The 15,068-nt window shown below is 70.7% G+C and carries 18 protein-coding genes and 1 riboswitch; of the genes, 8 read left to right on the top strand and 10 right to left on the bottom strand.

The window, feature by feature from the left end:
* Positions 1 to 70 precede the first annotated feature (70 nt).
* Together G9272_RS08010 and G9272_RS08015 are read left to right on the top strand one after the other, a co-directional pair.
* A complete protein-coding gene (locus G9272_RS08010) occupies positions 71 to 1,324 on the top strand; it encodes a PP2C family protein-serine/threonine phosphatase (protein ID WP_171395893.1) in 1,254 nt (417 codons plus the stop codon).
* Between the two features lie 339 nt (positions 1,325 to 1,663).
* On the top strand, positions 1,664 to 2,398 hold the full coding sequence (locus G9272_RS08015; RefSeq protein ID WP_171395894.1) for a lysophospholipid acyltransferase family protein: 735 nt from the start codon (positions 1,664 to 1,666) through the stop codon (positions 2,396 to 2,398).
* An 86-nt stretch (positions 2,399 to 2,484) separates the two neighbouring features.
* Here the strand turns inward: G9272_RS08015 and G9272_RS08020 are convergent, their stop codons facing one another.
* The 8 genes from G9272_RS08020 to G9272_RS08055 form a co-directional block, all read right to left on the bottom strand.
* Positions 2,485 to 4,017: an alpha/beta hydrolase gene (locus tag G9272_RS08020; RefSeq protein WP_437184362.1), complete on the bottom strand. Its 1,533-nt coding sequence runs from the start codon at positions 4,015 to 4,017 to the stop codon at positions 2,485 to 2,487.
* Positions 4,018 to 4,204: 187 nt separating this feature from the next.
* Positions 4,205 to 4,963, bottom strand: coding sequence for an urease accessory protein UreD (locus tag G9272_RS08025; RefSeq protein WP_171395896.1), 759 nt, complete (start codon positions 4,961 to 4,963; stop codon positions 4,205 to 4,207).
* A gap of 1 nt (position 4,964) precedes the next feature.
* Positions 4,965 to 5,642, bottom strand: coding sequence for an urease accessory protein UreG (gene ureG / locus G9272_RS08030; protein ID WP_171395897.1), 678 nt, complete (start codon positions 5,640 to 5,642; stop codon positions 4,965 to 4,967).
* 148 nt (positions 5,643 to 5,790) lie between these two features.
* Positions 5,791 to 6,465: an urease accessory protein UreF gene (locus G9272_RS08035; protein ID WP_171395898.1), complete on the bottom strand. Its 675-nt coding sequence runs from the start codon at positions 6,463 to 6,465 to the stop codon at positions 5,791 to 5,793.
* Positions 6,466 to 6,497: 32 nt separating this feature from the next.
* A complete protein-coding gene (locus G9272_RS08040) occupies positions 6,498 to 8,219 on the bottom strand; it encodes an urease subunit alpha (RefSeq protein ID WP_171395899.1) in 1,722 nt (573 codons plus the stop codon).
* Positions 8,212 to 8,523 (bottom strand): urease subunit beta, encoded by a 312-nt coding sequence (locus G9272_RS08045; protein ID WP_020131633.1) that lies wholly within the window; start codon positions 8,521 to 8,523, stop codon positions 8,212 to 8,214. The genes G9272_RS08040 and G9272_RS08045 overlap by 8 nt, the downstream gene beginning before the upstream one ends.
* 10 nt (positions 8,524 to 8,533) lie before the next feature.
* Positions 8,534 to 8,836 carry an urease subunit gamma gene (locus tag G9272_RS08050; RefSeq protein WP_010988499.1) on the bottom strand — a complete coding sequence of 101 codons (303 nt, stop codon included), beginning with the start codon at positions 8,834 to 8,836 and terminating at the stop codon, positions 8,534 to 8,536.
* A 132-nt stretch (positions 8,837 to 8,968) separates the two neighbouring features.
* A complete protein-coding gene (locus G9272_RS08055) occupies positions 8,969 to 9,598 on the bottom strand; it encodes a TetR/AcrR family transcriptional regulator (RefSeq protein ID WP_171395900.1) in 630 nt (209 codons plus the stop codon).
* Between the two features lie 169 nt (positions 9,599 to 9,767).
* Between G9272_RS08055 and G9272_RS08060 the strand changes: the two genes are divergently transcribed.
* A complete protein-coding gene (locus tag G9272_RS08060; protein WP_171395901.1) occupies positions 9,768 to 10,757 on the top strand; it encodes an ABC transporter permease in 990 nt (329 codons plus the stop codon).
* Positions 10,758 to 10,844: 87 nt separating this feature from the next.
* On the opposite strand, the gene G9272_RS08065 is transcribed toward G9272_RS08060, so the two are convergent.
* Positions 10,845 to 11,123, bottom strand: a complete 279-nt coding sequence (locus G9272_RS08065; RefSeq protein WP_020131637.1) for a type II toxin-antitoxin system Phd/YefM family antitoxin — start codon at positions 11,121 to 11,123, stop codon at positions 10,845 to 10,847.
* Positions 11,124 to 11,209: 86 nt separating this feature from the next.
* On the opposite strand from G9272_RS08065, the gene G9272_RS08070 reads away from it, so the two are divergent.
* The 3 genes from G9272_RS08070 to G9272_RS08080 all read left to right on the top strand — a co-directional run bounded on the left by G9272_RS08070 (position 11,210) and on the right by G9272_RS08080 (position 13,189).
* Positions 11,210 to 11,845 carry an ATP-dependent Clp protease proteolytic subunit gene (locus G9272_RS08070; RefSeq protein ID WP_171395902.1) on the top strand — a complete coding sequence of 212 codons (636 nt, stop codon included), beginning with the start codon at positions 11,210 to 11,212 and terminating at the stop codon, positions 11,843 to 11,845.
* Between the two features lie 7 nt (positions 11,846 to 11,852).
* The gene (locus G9272_RS08075; protein WP_142269183.1) at positions 11,853 to 12,158 is read left to right on the top strand and encodes a hypothetical protein; all 306 of its coding nucleotides are present in this window, start codon (positions 11,853 to 11,855) and stop codon (positions 12,156 to 12,158) included.
* A gap of 383 nt (positions 12,159 to 12,541) precedes the next feature.
* Positions 12,542 to 12,712: riboswitch (cyclic di-AMP (ydaO/yuaA leader) on the top strand.
* Between the two features lie 3 nt (positions 12,713 to 12,715).
* A complete protein-coding gene (locus G9272_RS08080; protein WP_171395903.1) occupies positions 12,716 to 13,189 on the top strand; it encodes a C40 family peptidase in 474 nt (157 codons plus the stop codon).
* A 57-nt stretch (positions 13,190 to 13,246) separates the two neighbouring features.
* Here G9272_RS08080 and G9272_RS08085 read toward each other — a convergent pair whose 3' ends face one another.
* Positions 13,247 to 13,729, bottom strand: coding sequence for an ATP-binding protein (locus G9272_RS08085; protein WP_171395904.1), 483 nt, complete (start codon positions 13,727 to 13,729; stop codon positions 13,247 to 13,249).
* Positions 13,730 to 13,942: 213 nt separating this feature from the next.
* Here G9272_RS08085 and G9272_RS08090 point away from each other — a divergent pair, with 213 nt between their 5' ends.
* Both G9272_RS08090 and G9272_RS08095 read left to right on the top strand, forming a co-directional pair.
* Positions 13,943 to 14,803: a helix-turn-helix domain-containing protein gene (locus G9272_RS08090; RefSeq protein WP_171395905.1), complete on the top strand. Its 861-nt coding sequence runs from the start codon at positions 13,943 to 13,945 to the stop codon at positions 14,801 to 14,803.
* A gap of 9 nt (positions 14,804 to 14,812) precedes the next feature.
* A complete protein-coding gene (locus G9272_RS08095) occupies positions 14,813 to 15,055 on the top strand; it encodes a DUF397 domain-containing protein (protein ID WP_171395906.1) in 243 nt (80 codons plus the stop codon).
* The last annotated feature ends 13 nt before the right edge of the window (positions 15,056 to 15,068 follow it).

The following is a 15,068-nucleotide window of genomic DNA, read 5'->3' on the forward strand; positions in this document are numbered from 1 at the left end:
CGCGACCCACCCACCCCATTCGTCACATCACATGAGAAAATGATGCAAGACCGGCGGATGGGGCGCGGCCATGAACGACACGGCGATCGACTACACGGCGGTGTTCCAGGCCCTGCCGGGCGCGGTGGCGCTGCTGACGCCCGAGCTGGTGTACGCGGACGCCAACCGGGAGTTCCTGCGTGTGTCCGGCCGTAAGCGCGAGCAGCTGATCGGCCGGCACGTCTTCGAGGTCTTCCCCGACAACCCGAACGACGGGGCCGCGAGCGGCATGCGCAACCTGGAGGCCTCGCTGCACCGGGTGCTGGCCACCGGCGAGCGGGAGGCCATGGCGCTCCAGCGTTACGACGTCGAGTCGAGCGAGCGGCCCGGCGAGTGGGAACAGCGCTACTGGAGTCCCGTCAACGCGCCCGTGTACGGGCCGGACGGCTCGGTGGTGCTGCTGGTGCACCGGGTCGAGGAGGTCACCGAGCTGATCCGGGCCCGGGGCCGCCGCGGGACGGGCGGGGGCGGAGCGCCGACGGGCAGCCGGGGCCGCGTCCTGGAGGCCGAGCTGTACACCCGTGCCCGTGAGCTCCAGGAACTCAACGAGCGGCTGCGGCTGGCCCACGCCCGCGAGCGCGAGGTGGCCCTCGCCCTCCAGGAGGCGATGCTGCCCGCCGGCCGGCAGGTCGGACACCACCGGGCCGCCGTGCGCTACCGGCCGGCGGTCGGCGCGCTCAACGTGTGCGGGGACTGGTACGACCTGGTGGACCTCGTAGGCGGCAACCGCATCGGTGTGTCGGTCGGCGACGTCGTCGGGCACGGCCTGGAGGCCGCCGGGGTGATGGGCCAGCTGCGCAGCGCGCTCAGCGCGGCCTCCCGGGTGGCCGCGGGCCCGGCCGAGGCGCTGAACGTCCTCGGGCGGTACGCGCATGTCGTGGACGGCGCCGAATCGGCCACCGCGGTCACCACGTTCATCGACTTCGACCACCACACCATCACCTACAGCAGCGCCGGGCACCCCCCGCCCGCGCTCGTCCACACCGACGGCCGGGTGGAGTTCCTCGACCGGGCCACCGACCCCCCGCTCGACGCCCGGCCCACGCCGCTCCCCCGGCCCCAGGCACGCACCGCCTACGACAGCGGCGCCACCCTCGCCCTGTACACCGACGGACTCGTGGAACGGCGGCGCGAGGACATCGACACGGGCCTGGCCCGCCTCGCCGACGCCCTCGCGCGCCACCGGGAGGCGGACCCGGAGTCCCTGGCCGACGCCGTCCTGCTGGAGCTGCTGCCGCCCGGGGGCGCGACCGACGACACGGCACTGGTGATCGTGCGACTGTGAGCTGTTCGAGAACCCCGAAGCAGGCGGCGCCTCGGACGCTCTCCAGGGAATGCGCCGTGAGCCGCTCCACGAAGTCCCGGCAACGTCGGAGCAGTTCTCCGATCCGAGGGGTTGCATCGAAATCAATGCGACATCTCCGACGTCTCGCCCTCGGTGGATGTGAGAACCGACATGGTTGCGGCAAGATCCGTGGGGATTCGACGAAAAAGCGCCGCGCGCGCCTCCCGACGGCCGCGCGATCGCTTCCCGCTGCTCCCTGCGGCTTGCTGCGCACCGTCCGGGAGCAGCACCCTGGTCAGGCGGCCATCCCACCGATCCGCCGGAGTGAGGAGCGACCCCTTGTTCTACTACGTGCTCAAGTACGTCTTGCTGGGCCCCCTGCTGAGACTGGTCTTCCGACCGCGGATCGAAGGCCTCGAGCACGTGCCGGAGTCGGGTCCGGCGATCGTCGCCGGGAACCATCTGTCGTTCTCGGACCACTTCCTGATGCCCGCGATCCTCAAGCGCCGCATCACCTTCCTCGCGAAGGCCGAGTACTTCACGGGGCCCGGCATCAAGGGCCGGCTGACCGCGGCCTTCTTCCGCAGCGCGGGCCAGATCCCGGTCGACCGCTCCGGCAAGGAGGCCGGCCAGGCCGCGATCCGCGAGGGCCTCGGTGTGCTCGGCAAGGACGAACTGCTCGGTATCTACCCGGAGGGCACCCGCTCGCACGACGGCCGCCTGTACAAGGGCAAGGTCGGGGTGGCGGTGATGGCGCTCAGGGCTCAGGTCCCCGTCATCCCCTGCGCGATGATCGGCACCTTCGAGGCACAGCCGCCCGGCAAGGTGATCCCGACCCTGCACCCCGTGGTGATCCGCTTCGGCAAGCCCCTCGACTTCTCCCGCTACCTCGGCATGGAGAACGAGAAGGCGGTGCTGCGCGCGATCACCGACGAGATCATGTACGCGATCCTGATGCTGTCCGAGCAGGAGTACGTGGACCAGTACGCGGCCGTCGCCAAGGCGGAGGAGGCCGCGGCGAAGGCGGCCAAGGCAGAGAAGGAGCGCAAGTTCCCGCGCCTGCCCTCGCGTTGACGCTCTGTCGGAGTTGATGCTCCGTCAAAATGCCTGAAAGGGCGGCCGGATCGCTCCGGCCGCCCTTCGCTGTCGTACAGGCGGTGTTACGGCTTGGGCGTGGCGTGCGGAGCGCAGGTCACGTCCGCGGTGTCCAGCTTGCCGGTGAGGAGGTAGGCGTCCACCCGGGTGTTGATGCAGGTGTTCACCAGGCCGGTCACTCCGTGGGAGCCGGCGTCCTTCTCGGTGATCAGGCGGGAGCCCTTGAAGCGCTTGTGCAGTTCGACGGCACCCTCGTACGGGGTGGCCGCGTCATCCGTGGACTGCACGATGAGCACCTGCGGCAGGCCCTTGTGGGTCTTGACGTCCACCGGGGTCTGCTGCTGGACCGGCCAGAAGGCGCACGGCAGGTTCATCCATGCGTTGGCCCAGGTCATGAACGGGTAGTCCTTGTTGAGCCGCGTGTTGTCGCTGTTCCACTTCCGCCAGCTGGTGGGCCACTTGGCGTCGGTGCACTCGACGGCGGTGTAGACGGCGTTGCCGTTCTCCGAGGAGATGTTGCCGGCCGTGTCGGTCAGGTCCGGGGCGGCCGCGTCGACGAGCGCCTGGGTGTCTCCCGCGAAGTACTTGCTGAAGACGGTGGCGACCGGGACCCACGAGGAGTCGTAGTACGGGGCGCTCTGGAAGAAGGAGATCAGTTCGGCCGGGCCGACGATCCCGCCGATGGGGTTCTTCTTCGCGGTGGCGCGCAGTTCGAGCCACTTGGCCTGGACGGCGGCGCGGGTGGTGCCGAGGTGGAAGGTGGCGTCGTTGGCGGCGACCCAGTCCTGCCAGTCCTTCCAGCGGCCCTCGAAGGCGACGTCCTGGTCGAGGTTGGCCTCGTACCAGATCTTCTCGCGGGAGGGGTTGACCACGCTGTCGACGATCATGCGACGCAGGTGGCCCGGGAACATGGTGCCGTAGACGGCTCCGATGTAGGTGCCGTAGGAGACACCCAGGAAGTTGAGCTTCTTCTCGCCCAGGGCGGCGCGGATGACGTCCAGGTCACGGACGGTGTTCGGGGTGGTCATCTGCGCCAGCACGGCCTTGCCGCTGCGCTCGGCGCACCCGTCCGCGTACTCACGGGCGAGCTTGATCTGGGCGAGCTTGTCGGCCTCGCTGTCCGGGACCGGGTCGGCCTTCGGCGCCTTGACGAACTCCTGCGGGTCGATGCAGGAGATGGGCGCGGAGTGGCCGACACCGCGCGGGTCGAAGCCCACGAAGTCGTAGGCCTTCGCCACGTTGGTCCAGACGGGCGCCTTGGTGGTGACGCGGCGCGGGAAGCGCAGACCCGAGCCACCGGGGCCGCCGGGGTTGTAGACGAGCGCGCCCTGGCGCTCCCCGGCCGTGCCCGTGTTGCCGATGCGGTCGACGGCGAGCTTGATCTGCTTGCCGTTCGGCTTGGCGTAGTCGAGCGGCACGGTGACCCAGCCGCACTGGATCGGCTTCTCCAGACCCCAGTCGGCGGGGCAGTCCTGCCAGTCGATGCCGGCCTTGCCGGCGCGCTCCGCGGCGATCGCGGCGCCGCGCGCCTCCCTGTCCTGACTCGGACGGCCGCTGGTCGCGCTGGCCGTGGGCGCCGCGAAAGCGCCGGCGAGCATCGTCGCGGCGACGAGTACGCCGGCCGAGCCGAGCGCCGTGGTGCGCTTGTTGGGTCGTATGTCCTTCAAGTGGGAACTCCCCCTACCTGGTTATGGCGGCAGGGGGATCCTTGCGGCTGTGAGGCACCTGAGAAAAGGTGTCGTTGACCTTCTTTGCCAATCCGATAACCGGAAAGGGATGCACCGCTCACCGGATGCCGAGATCGGCGAGCGCTTCGTCCAACGCCCGTCGCAGCCGCAGCGCGTCGGGCGCGACGGCGGTGACAAGAGCGGCCGGCCCGGCCAGCGGCATGACACAGGCGTGCTCGCCGACATTCCGGGCCGCCGTCGGCGTCTCAAGGAACTCCGGCCGTACGACGACGAGTTGGCCCACCGCACGATACCCCGCGAGGACGGCGGGCCCGTCCCAGCCGCCGGGCGCGCCGGGCCCGCAGGCCAGTTCCTGATCGAGGACGACCCGCCCGGCGACCCGCACGGTGAGTCGGCTGGTCAACCTCCCCGGCTCCTCCCCCACCCGGCCCAGCACCTGCTCCTCGCGCAGTACGAGCCGGGCGTCGGCCCCGAGCTCGGCCCGCGTGGTGACGAACAGGTCGCTCCCCTTCACCGAGATCAACTGCTCGGGCAGCCAGCACAGTTCGCCACCGTCGGCGACCGTGAGGCGCACGTCGTAGTGGGCTTCGTCCTTCGCCTGCCCAGGCAGGGCGATGGTGGCGGCGGCCGAACCGACGTGCAGCCGGGCGTCGCTCCCGACCTCGGCCTCGACGGCGAAGCGGTCACCGCCGAGAGGTCCGCTCATCGCGCCGACGAGCATGACGCGTGCCTCGCCGCCGGTGCCCCGGGTGCGCCGCAGGGCGAGCGGTCCGTCGCTCTCGAGGACGGGCAGGGAGGTCCCCCCGCGTCCGTCGGCCCTCGCCCCGATCCGCGCGGTGGCGTGCACTCCGCTCATGTCACGCCGTCCAGGCGGCGAACTGCGCCCGCACCCACGCGGCGACGTCGGTGACTCCGCTCTCGCTCCGCAACGACTGGAAGACGACCGGCAGTTCGGCCCGCTGGGCCTTGGCGTCGGCGGCCATCCGGGCGAGGTCGGAGCCGACGTACGGCGCCAGGTCGGTCTTGTTGACGACGAGCAGGTCGGCGGTGGTCACACCGGGCCCGCCCTTGCGGGGGATGTCGTCCCCACCCGCGACATCGATGACGAAGATCTGGGCGTCCACGAGGCCCTTGGAGAAGGTGGCGGTGAGATTGTCCCCACCGGACTCGACGAGGATCAGGTCCAGCGGCCCGACCTCGTCCTCCAGGTCCTCCACGGCCTCGAGGTTGGCGGAGATGTCGTCCCGGATCGCGGTGTGCGGACAGGCGCCCGTCTCGACGGCCGTGATCCGCTCGGGCGGCAGCACGGCTTCCCGGAGCAGGAACTCGGCGTCCTCCCGGGTGTAGATGTCGTTGGTGACGACAGCGAGCGAGAGCTCGTCCCGCAGCGTCCGGCAGAGCGCTGCGACGGTGGCGGTCTTCCCGGACCCGACGGGACCGCCGAGCCCGATACGGAGGGCGCGCCGCGATCCGTCCGTACGGTGCGCGTCGGCACTGACGGCGGCGGGACCGTGGGGGGTGTGGTCGAGATGCATGACTACGGCTCCTCGGATCAGCCCGTCCGGCGTTTGAGGACGAGGCCCTTTCAGGGCCGAACGGGGGTCTGGGGGCGGAGCCCCCAGGGTCGGGAAAGGGAAGGGGCGGCGGGGGCGGCTGCATCGGTCAGCGGCTCCGCCGCGGTAGCTAGGAGGCGAACAGCCGTACCGGCCAAGCGGCGTGAACCTCCGCCCCGATCTCCAGCAGCGGCGCCGAAGCCGCCGGCAGCACGTCGACACCCTCCGTCGGCACAGCCGCCCCGGCGGACACCGCCCGGTCGACCACCAGGTCCAGCTCCGGCGCCAGCCGAGCCAGCACCGCCGTCGCCTCGAAGGGGTCGAGGCTCAGCAACCGCACCACGGCGGTGGCCGGTCCGCTCACGCTCTCGTAGACCGAGCAGTACGCCGCGTCCTCCGCCCCGAGCCCGGCCGCCCGCGCGGTCAGCCCCAACACCACCGGCTGATGCGCCCCCTTGGGAAACTCCCGGGCCAGGGCGTCGAGTTCGGCGCTCGGCCAGGCCGCCCGGGCGGCCCGCATCAGCTGCCGGCCCAGCTTCCTGGCGGTCAGCCGCAGCGCCGGGGACGGGGTGCGGGCGTCCGCCGCCACGTCCAGCCGCGCCGGGTCCGCCCCGGCCGCGGCGGCGGCCGCCAGCGCCGCGGTCACCAGCCCCGCGGTGTGCAACCTCCCGCGGAGAAAGGCCTCCAGGCTCGTCGCGCCGGAGATCCGTCCCGCCTTGACAGCCTCCTCCGCCCCGCCGGAGTGCGCGTGGCCTCCGGCGGGGAAGCGGCCGTCGGCCAGGACGAGCAGTGCTGCCCTTGTCACATCGATGTCCTCAGAACCGGATCAGAACAGGATCAGAACAGGAAGTAACGCTGCGCCATGGGCAGTTCGGCGGCCGGAGTCGCCTCGACCAGCTCCCCGTCGATGTGCACGGCGAAACTGTCGGGGTCGACCTGGACGCGCGGCCGGGCGTCGTTCTCCCGCATGTCCGCCTTGGTCACACCGCGCGTGGACTCGATGGCGACGAACTTCTTACCCAGCTGCAAACGCTCCGGCAGTCCGTCCTCGATCGCGAGCGGCGCCACGAAGTTGAACGAGTTCGACGCGGGTGCCCGGCCGATCGCGCCGTACATCGGACGCGGCAGGATCGGCTGCGGCGTCGGGATCGAGGCGTTGGCGTCGCCCATCTGCGCGTACGCGATCTGCCCGCCCTTGATGACGAGGTGCGGCTTGACGCCGAAGAACGCCGGCTCCCACAGCACCAGATCGGCGAGCTTGCCGCCCTCGACCGAGCCGATCTCGCGGGCCAGGCCCTGAGCGAGCGCGGGGTTGATCGTGTACTTGGCGATGTAGCGGCGTACCCGGTGGTTGTCCGCCCGGCCGTCGCCCGGCAGGGAGCCCCTGCGCCGCTTCATGACGTGCGCCGTCTGCCAGGTCCGCAGGACGACCTCGCCGACCCGGCCCATGGCCTGCGCGTCGGAGGAGATGATCGAGATCGCCCCGAGGTCGTGCAGGACGTCCTCGGCCCCGATCGTCGACGGCCGGATCCGCGACTCGGCGAACGCCAGGTCCTCGGGGACCGCCGGGTTGAGGTGATGGCACACCATCAGCATGTCGAGGTGTTCCTCGGCGGTGTTCACCGTGTACGGCCGCGTCGGGTTCGTGGAGCTCGGCAGCACGTGCGGCTCGGAGACCACGGTCATGATGTCCGGCGCGTGCCCGCCGCCCGCACCCTCGGTGTGGTACGCGTGGATGCCGCGTCCGGCGATCGCGGCGAGCGTGTCGCCGACGAACCCGGCCTCGTTGAGGGTGTCCGTGTGGATCGCGACCTGGATGCCCGTCCGGTCGGCGACGTTCAGGGAGGCGTCGATGACGGCCGGCGTCGAGCCCCAGTCCTCGTGCAGCTTCAGGCCGAGCGCCCCGCCCCGGATCTGCGACAGCATCGCGTCCTGCGAGACGGTGTTGCCCTTGCCGAGGAAGCCGATGTTCAGCGGGTACTGCTCCATCGCCTCCAGCATCCGCGCGAGGTGCCACGGGCCGGGCGTCACGGTGGTCGCCTTCGAGCCCTCGGCCGGCCCGGTGCCCCCGCCGACCAGCGTGGTGACACCGGCGGACAGCGCCTCGTCGGCGATCTGCGGACAGATGAAGTGGACGTGCGCGTCGACCGCGCCGGCGGTCAGGATCCGTCCGTTGCCGGCGATGATCTCGGTCTCCGGGCCGATGACCAGGTCCGGGTGGACGCCGTCCATCGTGTCGGGGTTGCCGGCCTTGCCGATGCCGGTGATCCGCCCGTCGCGGATGCCGACGTCGGCCTTCACCACACCCCAGTGGTCGACGATGACCGCGCCCGTGATGACGGTGTCTGGCGTGCCGTCTGCGCGCGTAGCGCGCGACTGCCCCATGGACTCACGGATGACTTTGCCGCCACCGAAGACCGCCTCGTCACCGGCGAGCCCGGGGCCGCCGGAACGATCCTCCTCGATCTCGATCAGCAGGTCGGTGTCGGCGAGTCGGATGCGGTCGCCGGTCGTCGGGCCGAACAGGTCGGCGTACGCGGCACGCGAGATCTCAGGCATCGAGGGCACCTCCGGTCTCCCCGCGCAGACCGGGCACGACACGGGCGCCGGCGAGGGGGACGAGTTCGACGTCGACGGGGATCCCGGGCTCGAAGCGCACGGCGGTGCCGGCGGCGACGTTCAGCCGCCGGCCGCGCGCGGCGGCGCGGTCGAACTCCAGGCCCGGGTTGGCCTCGGCGAAGTGGTAGTGGGAGCCGACCTGGACGGGCCGGTCGGCGGCGTTGAGGACGGTGAGCCGGGTGACCTCGCGGCCCTCGTTGTAGACGACCGGGTCCGCGGCGAACAGGATCTCTCCGGGAATCATCGAGGCCCTCTCAGACGATCGGGTCGTGGACGGTGACGAGCTTGGTGCCGTCCGGGAAGGTGGCCTCGACCTGGACGTCGTGGATCATCTCGGGGATGCCCTCCATGACGTCGTCGCGGGTCAGCAGCTTGCGGCCGGAGGACATGAGCTCGGCCACCGTGCGGCCGTCACGCGCGCCTTCGAGGATGTGCGACGTGATGAGGGCCACGGCCTCCGGGTGGTTGAGCTTGAGCCCGCGGGCCCGGCGCTTCTCGGCGACGTCGGCCGCCACGTGGATCAGCAGCCTCTCCTGCTCGTGCGGGGTCAGTTGCACGTCCCACCTCACATCCTCGCTCCGGACCGTGCGGGGCCCGGTTGCCGCGGCCGCCGGGGAAAGACCCTGGTGGCATGGATCGGCAGGCTAGTTGGACCGCATTTCAAGCAAGTTAACCGACCTGTGATCGATTCAGGCCCCCGACAGCGGGGCCGACACGCTCATCAACGCGCGTAGGCCGTCACGCAGCACCTCGACCGGAGCGGGTCCGAACAGCGACTGCTGGACGAGGAAGCCCTGCACGGTGGCGATCATCGTGCGCGCCACATGGTCCGGCGACACATCGGACCGCATCATCCCGGCCTCCTGGTAGGCGACGACGATCCGCGCCCACGCCTCGCGCACCCCGCCGTAGCCCTCGCTCAGGATCGCCGCCAGTTCGGGGTTGCGCAGCGTCTCCGTCCAGACCTGGATCACCAGGCGGGGGAAGGCCGGCTGCCCGTCGACGGTCAGGGCCTCCCGGGAGGCGTGGACCCTGCCGAGGACCGAGGAGACCAGGATGTCGGGAGCCGGCGGCGGAATGTGCCGGCTCTCCTCCTCGAAGCTCTCGCGGACCTCGCCGAGCACCTCGCCGACGATCGCGGCGATGAGCTCCTCCTTGCCGCTGAAGTAGCGGTACACCGCCCCGGCGGACAGGTCGACCTCCTTCAGCACGTCCTGCATCGAGGTGGCGTGGAAGCCGTTGCGGGCGAAGCAGACCGACGCGCCGTCGAGGATCTGCCGGCGGCGGGCGTCGAGGTGTGCCTGGGATACACGGGCCATGGGGCCAAAAGTAAAACGAACATTCCTTCTTGACAAGACGCCGATTGCGGCGGGACGGTGTTGGCGAGCCTAAAACGAACGATCCTTCTTTTTACCGCTCACGCCAACCCGACCCGCCACCGACCCCACCCGCCCGAAACGCCGTCCCGTCCGCTCCAGGGAGAGCCCCATGTCCGCCACCCGGCGCCTGATCGCCGTCGTCCTGCTCGTCCCGAGCCTCGCCGCCGTCGCCCTCTGGGCCTTCGCCTGGCCGGCCGCCCGTACCGCGCCCCGCGAGCTGCCGCTCGGCGTGGCCGGCCCGCCCGCCGCTGCCGCGCAGCTGGAGAAGCAACTGACCCGGCACGAGGGCGCCTTCGAGATCCACCACTACGCCGACGGAACGGCCGCCCGGGAGGCCGTCGAGGACCGGACCGTATACGGCGCGGTGGTCGTCACGGCCGAGGGGTCCGAGCTGCTGACCGCCTCGGCCGCGAGCCCGCTCGTCGCCCAGTTGCTCCAGCAGACGGTCGCGCGGCAGGCGGCCGCCTCGGGCGCCCAGGTGAAGACGGTGGACGTGGTGGCGGCTCCGGCCGCCGACCCGCGCGGCTCGGCCCTCGGCGCGAGCGTGCTGCCGCTGGCCCTCGCCGGGATCGCGGCGGGCGCGGTGGTGTCCCTGCTGGGGCTGCGCGGGGTCCGTGCCGTGATCGGGCTGGTCGGCGCCGCCGCCCTGGTCGGGCTGGTCGCGGCGACGCTGGCGCACAGCTGGCTCGGGGTGCTCACCGGTGACTGGTGGGCGGAGGCCGCGGTGCTGGGGCTCTCGACGCTGGCGGTGAGCGCGGCGGTGGCGGGCTGCGCCGCGCTGCTCGGCACGCCGGGCATCGGAGCCGTGTCGTTCGTGGTGATGTTCCTCGGGAACCCGTTCTCCGGGGCGGCCTCGGCACCGCGGATGCTGCCGGAGCCGGTCGGGGCGATCGGCCAGTGGCTGCCGCCGGGCGCCGGTACGACGCTGCTGCGCTCGGTGTCGTTCTTCGACGGAGCGGCGGCGACCGGCCCCGCGCTCACGCTGGCCTGGTGGGCCGCGCTGGGCCTCGGGGCGGTGCTGCTGGGCGCCCAGCTGAAGCCGGGACCGGCCCGGGCCGAGCCGGCCACCGAGGCGCGGCAACCCGCGCTGGTCGCCTGACCCGTCCCGTCGCCCGACTCGTTCCACCGGCCGTGCACCCCGGATCCGGGGCTGCGCGGCCTTTCGCATGCCTACGGCCTGTGCGTCCTACGACGGATTCGGCCCCCGGTACTCCGCCGTGACCCCGAACCGGTGCTGTTCGCGAGGAGCGGACGCGACCTCGCGCACGGTGGTGACCGAGCTGATCACCGGCTCCTCCGCGGCCTTGTCGAGTTCGTCGAGTCGCTCCAGGTCAGCGGCGGAGACGAGGGCGACGAGAGGCTTGCCGTGGCGTGTCACGACGACACGTTCACCGCCGTACACCACGCGGTTGATCAGGTCGGCGAGTTCAGCCCTGGCTTGCGTCACCGGAATCTCGTAGGCCATACCCCCATTCTAACGTCACGTACGTCCTGTACATTTTTTACAGATACCGTCGGACGCAGAAGTCAGACGCAGAAAAAGGGGCTCCGATGAACCGACCGTCCGCCCGTCATGTCCTGCCCGAGTTCACCGAGCGCACGAGCTTCGGGCACCGGACCATGGATCCGTACTCGAAGCTGCTGGAGGAGCGGATCGTCTTCCTGGGGACGCAGATCGACGACATCTCGGCGAACGACGTGATGGCCCAGTTCATGTACCTCGAGCACAAGGACCCGGACCGGGACATCGCGCTGTACATCAACTCCCCCGGCGGCTCCTTCAGCGCGATGACGGCCCTCTACGACACGATCCGGTTCGTCACCTGCGACGTGGAGACCACCTGCCTGGGCCAGGCGGGTTCGTCCGCGGCGGTGCTGCTGGCGGCGGGCACGCCGGGCAAGCGGTACGCGCTGCCGGGCGCGCGGATGACGATCCGCCAGCCGTCCCTGCCCGAGCCCGTCGAGGGACAGGCGAGCGACCTGGCGATCCAGGCCGAGGAGCTGGCACGCACCCGCGCGAGCCTGGAGGAGATGCTCGTACGGCACACCGGGCGGACGCCGGAGCAGGTGACCGCGGACATCGAGCGGGACAAGTTCCTCAGCGCCCAGGAGGCCGTGGAGTACGGCCTGGTGGACGGGATCATCCCCAGCCGCAAGGCCTCGGCCGGCGCGTCCGGCGGGAGGTGAGCCGCCGATGGTGCCCGAGCTGCCGCCGCTGCCCGCGCTGACCCGCGCGGAGGCCGAGCTGATCGACGGCTACCTCGACGTGGTCGACATGCTCGGCCGGATCAACCCCGCCCACCACGGCGACACCTACCGCGGACTGCGCGCCGCCCAGGCGCTGGTGACCAAGGCGACGGCACTGCGCGACGCGCTGACGCTGATGCACCAGCGGGGCGAGAGCGAGCTGCACGCGCCGACGCTCGCGCGAGCGCTGCGCGTCCTCGACGGAGAGCGCCGCACCGCGCGCGTCACGCTGCCTCCGCTCTCCGACAGTTGACCCCACCGGTCCACCTCCGGTCCGGACCGCTCACGCCCAGGACGTGACGACCGGACCGGAGTTGAAACGGCCCAGAAGAGGTACCCCCGTTCAGCGGAGCGTCTACTGCTCCCCTGGACGCTCCGAGGTTGCGCAAAAGGGCGTTCCTCGGGCGGAATAACGGGCTCCACCGCAGGTGGGAGGCCCTGGGGCTCCTTGACACCTGATCACCCATCAGGGTGTCCACCCGAACGGGTGAGTGGTGAGTAACCCCACAAATCCCCGGTTCCGTTGGGATTTTCGGACATCGGTGAGCCAAGATCCCTGACTGACGACAAGCCCCCGCCACAAGCGGCGGGGCGGTCCGGGCGGACGCCGAGTCCTGCCGCCGCCCGGATGACCGGTCGACAGGAGTGCATCGGCAGGAGTGGAGGACCCAAGCACGACGGGTCGCCGGAACGGTCACGCCATGACCGGACCGAGCAGCCCTTGGGGTGAAGCCGCAGCAGCGGCCGGGCAACTTCGCCAGCCCGAATCCGACAGGTCATCCTTCACAGGCGGCTGACGAAGGGTTGCGCATGACTGCGCTCAATCGTGTCCCGTCGCTCATGGCCCGGGCCGGTACGGCCTCGGCTTTCGCCATCGCCGCCGTGGGCGGCTCGGTCGTGGTCCCGGGGCTCGCCCCCGACGCCGCGGCCGCCACACCGGCGACGAAGGCGCTCCAGATCGCGGCCTCCAAGAAAGGTGCCCCGTACAAGTACGGGGCCACCGGGCCGAAGAGGTTCGACTGCTCCGGGCTCACGCTGTACTCGTTCAAGAAGGCGGGCAAGAGCCTGCCCCGGACGGCGGCCCAGCAGTACAACAAGACGAAGCACATTTCCTCGTCGAGCCGCAAGGCGGGCGACCTCGTGTTCTTCCACTCGGGCTCGAACGTGTACCACGTCGGGATCTACGCGGGTAAGGGCAAGATCTGGCACTCGCCGAAGACCGGTGACGTGGTGAAGCTTCAGAAGATCTGGACCAAGAGCGTCTGGTACGGGCGGGTCCGCTAGGGCCTGCCCGGGTCACGGGCTGGTTTCCCGGGGTGGTGGGGGCGTCCTGACGCGCCTTCACCGCCCCGGGGCCTCACCCTCCGCCGGGGCCGCCAGGGCACCGGCCACCGGCTCCGTGGCCGGGACGGCCCACGGGAGCTGGACGATGACCGTCTTGCCGCCCTCCCGGGTGGGCCGCACTCTCAGCCTGCCGCCGCACTCCGCGGTCAGCCAGCGAATGATCACCATGCCTCGGCCGTTGTCCTGCTGGACGGCGGCCGGCAGTCGTTTGGGGAAGCGCGGGTGGCTGTCGGTGACCCCGACGCGCAGGTGTTCGTCACGGTCGAGGACCAGGTCCACCGTGAAGGTGGGTGACTGCCCGAAGGTGTGCTGTACGGCGTTGGTGGCGAGTTCCGAGACGATCAGCCGGACGGCGTCGGCCATCTCCGTGTCCGCCGGCAGACCCCATTCCCCGAGGACGCCGGCCACGAAGACACGGGCCGCGGAGACCGAGGCGGGATCGCTCCGCAGAGTGACGGATGCTTCCAGGTGATCTGCCATGGCGACGTCGACCCTTTCCCACGGGACCGGGAGCCCGACACGGTGCGGATGGTTCGAGTACGGTCCCGGACTGGTGCTTCTTCGCCAGACTGCCATTACCGCGCCGGTCACGGGTGGGATCCACCAGGATATGCATATATCTGTCGCCCAATGCGGTGAACTCTGCGACGGCAGAGCGTATTTGGTCGGCCCGATAGGAGTAAGGAGGAGCCCATGCAGCACGGTCCCGCGGTTCGCCGCCGAAAGCTGGGCGCCGAACTGCGCAATCTGCGCGCCCAGGCGGGCCTCACCAGTGGTGAGGCGGCCCGGCTCGTGGGCTGGCACCAGTCCAAGGTGAGCCGCATCGAGACCGGTATCAGTGGATCGAAACCGGCCGATGTGCGATTACTCCTCGACGCCTACGGTGTCACTGATCCGCAACTGCGGGAGCTGATGCTGGCGTTGGCGGGCACCAACGGCAGTGGCGGTCGGGACCACTGGTGGCACGCCTACCGCGGGGTGCTGCCGCCCACCTACCGGGACTTCATCAGCCTGGAGTCGCAGGCGAGCGCGATGCGCACCCTGGAGACGACGGTGGTACCGGGGCTGTTGCAGACGCCCGAGTACGCGCGCGCGGTGACCAGGGCATCCGTGGAGGGGGGCGACGAGGACCAGCTCGACACCCTGGTGGAGGTACGGCTGGCCCGCCAGGACGTACTGCGCGCGCAGCCGCCGCTGGAACTGTGCGCGGTACTGGACGAGGCGGTGCTCCGGCGGGAGGTGGGCGGGCCCGAGGTGATGACACGACAGCTGGGTCGGCTCGTGGAAGCCGCCCGATTGCCCCAAGTACGGCTCCAGGTGCTGCCGTTCGCCGCCGGAGCGCATATCGGGGTAACCGGCCCTTTCGTTATCTTCTCATTTTCGCGCACTTCTGATCTGGATGTGGTTGTTCTCGACCACTTGACGAGTAGCCTCTATCTCGAACGGAAAGAAGACCTCCAGGCCTACACCGAGGCCTTCAACGCCCTTCGGGCGCACGCCCTTTCGCCCGGGGACTCATCGGATTACATCGCCGCGATAGCAGACGGCGCGTAAGGAGGCACCATGTCCGCAGTACCGCGGAACGTACCTTCCAGTACCGATCCCGACCGTCTCCCGGATGTGCGGTGGCTGCGCAGCAGCTACAGCACGGGAGCGAACAACTGTGTGGAGACCGCCCGGCCGGCCTCCGGCCCCCTGGCCGGTCTGCTCGCCGTACGCGACTCCAAGGACCCGGCCGGACCCGCCCTGCTCTTCTCCCCCGAGAGCTGGTCGGGCTTCACGGCCGTGTTCACGCGGGTCCGCTGACCGGACCGTCATC

Source organism: Streptomyces asoensis (assembly GCF_013085465.1).
Classification (GTDB): Bacteria; Actinomycetota; Actinomycetes; order Streptomycetales; family Streptomycetaceae; genus Streptomyces; species Streptomyces cacaoi_A.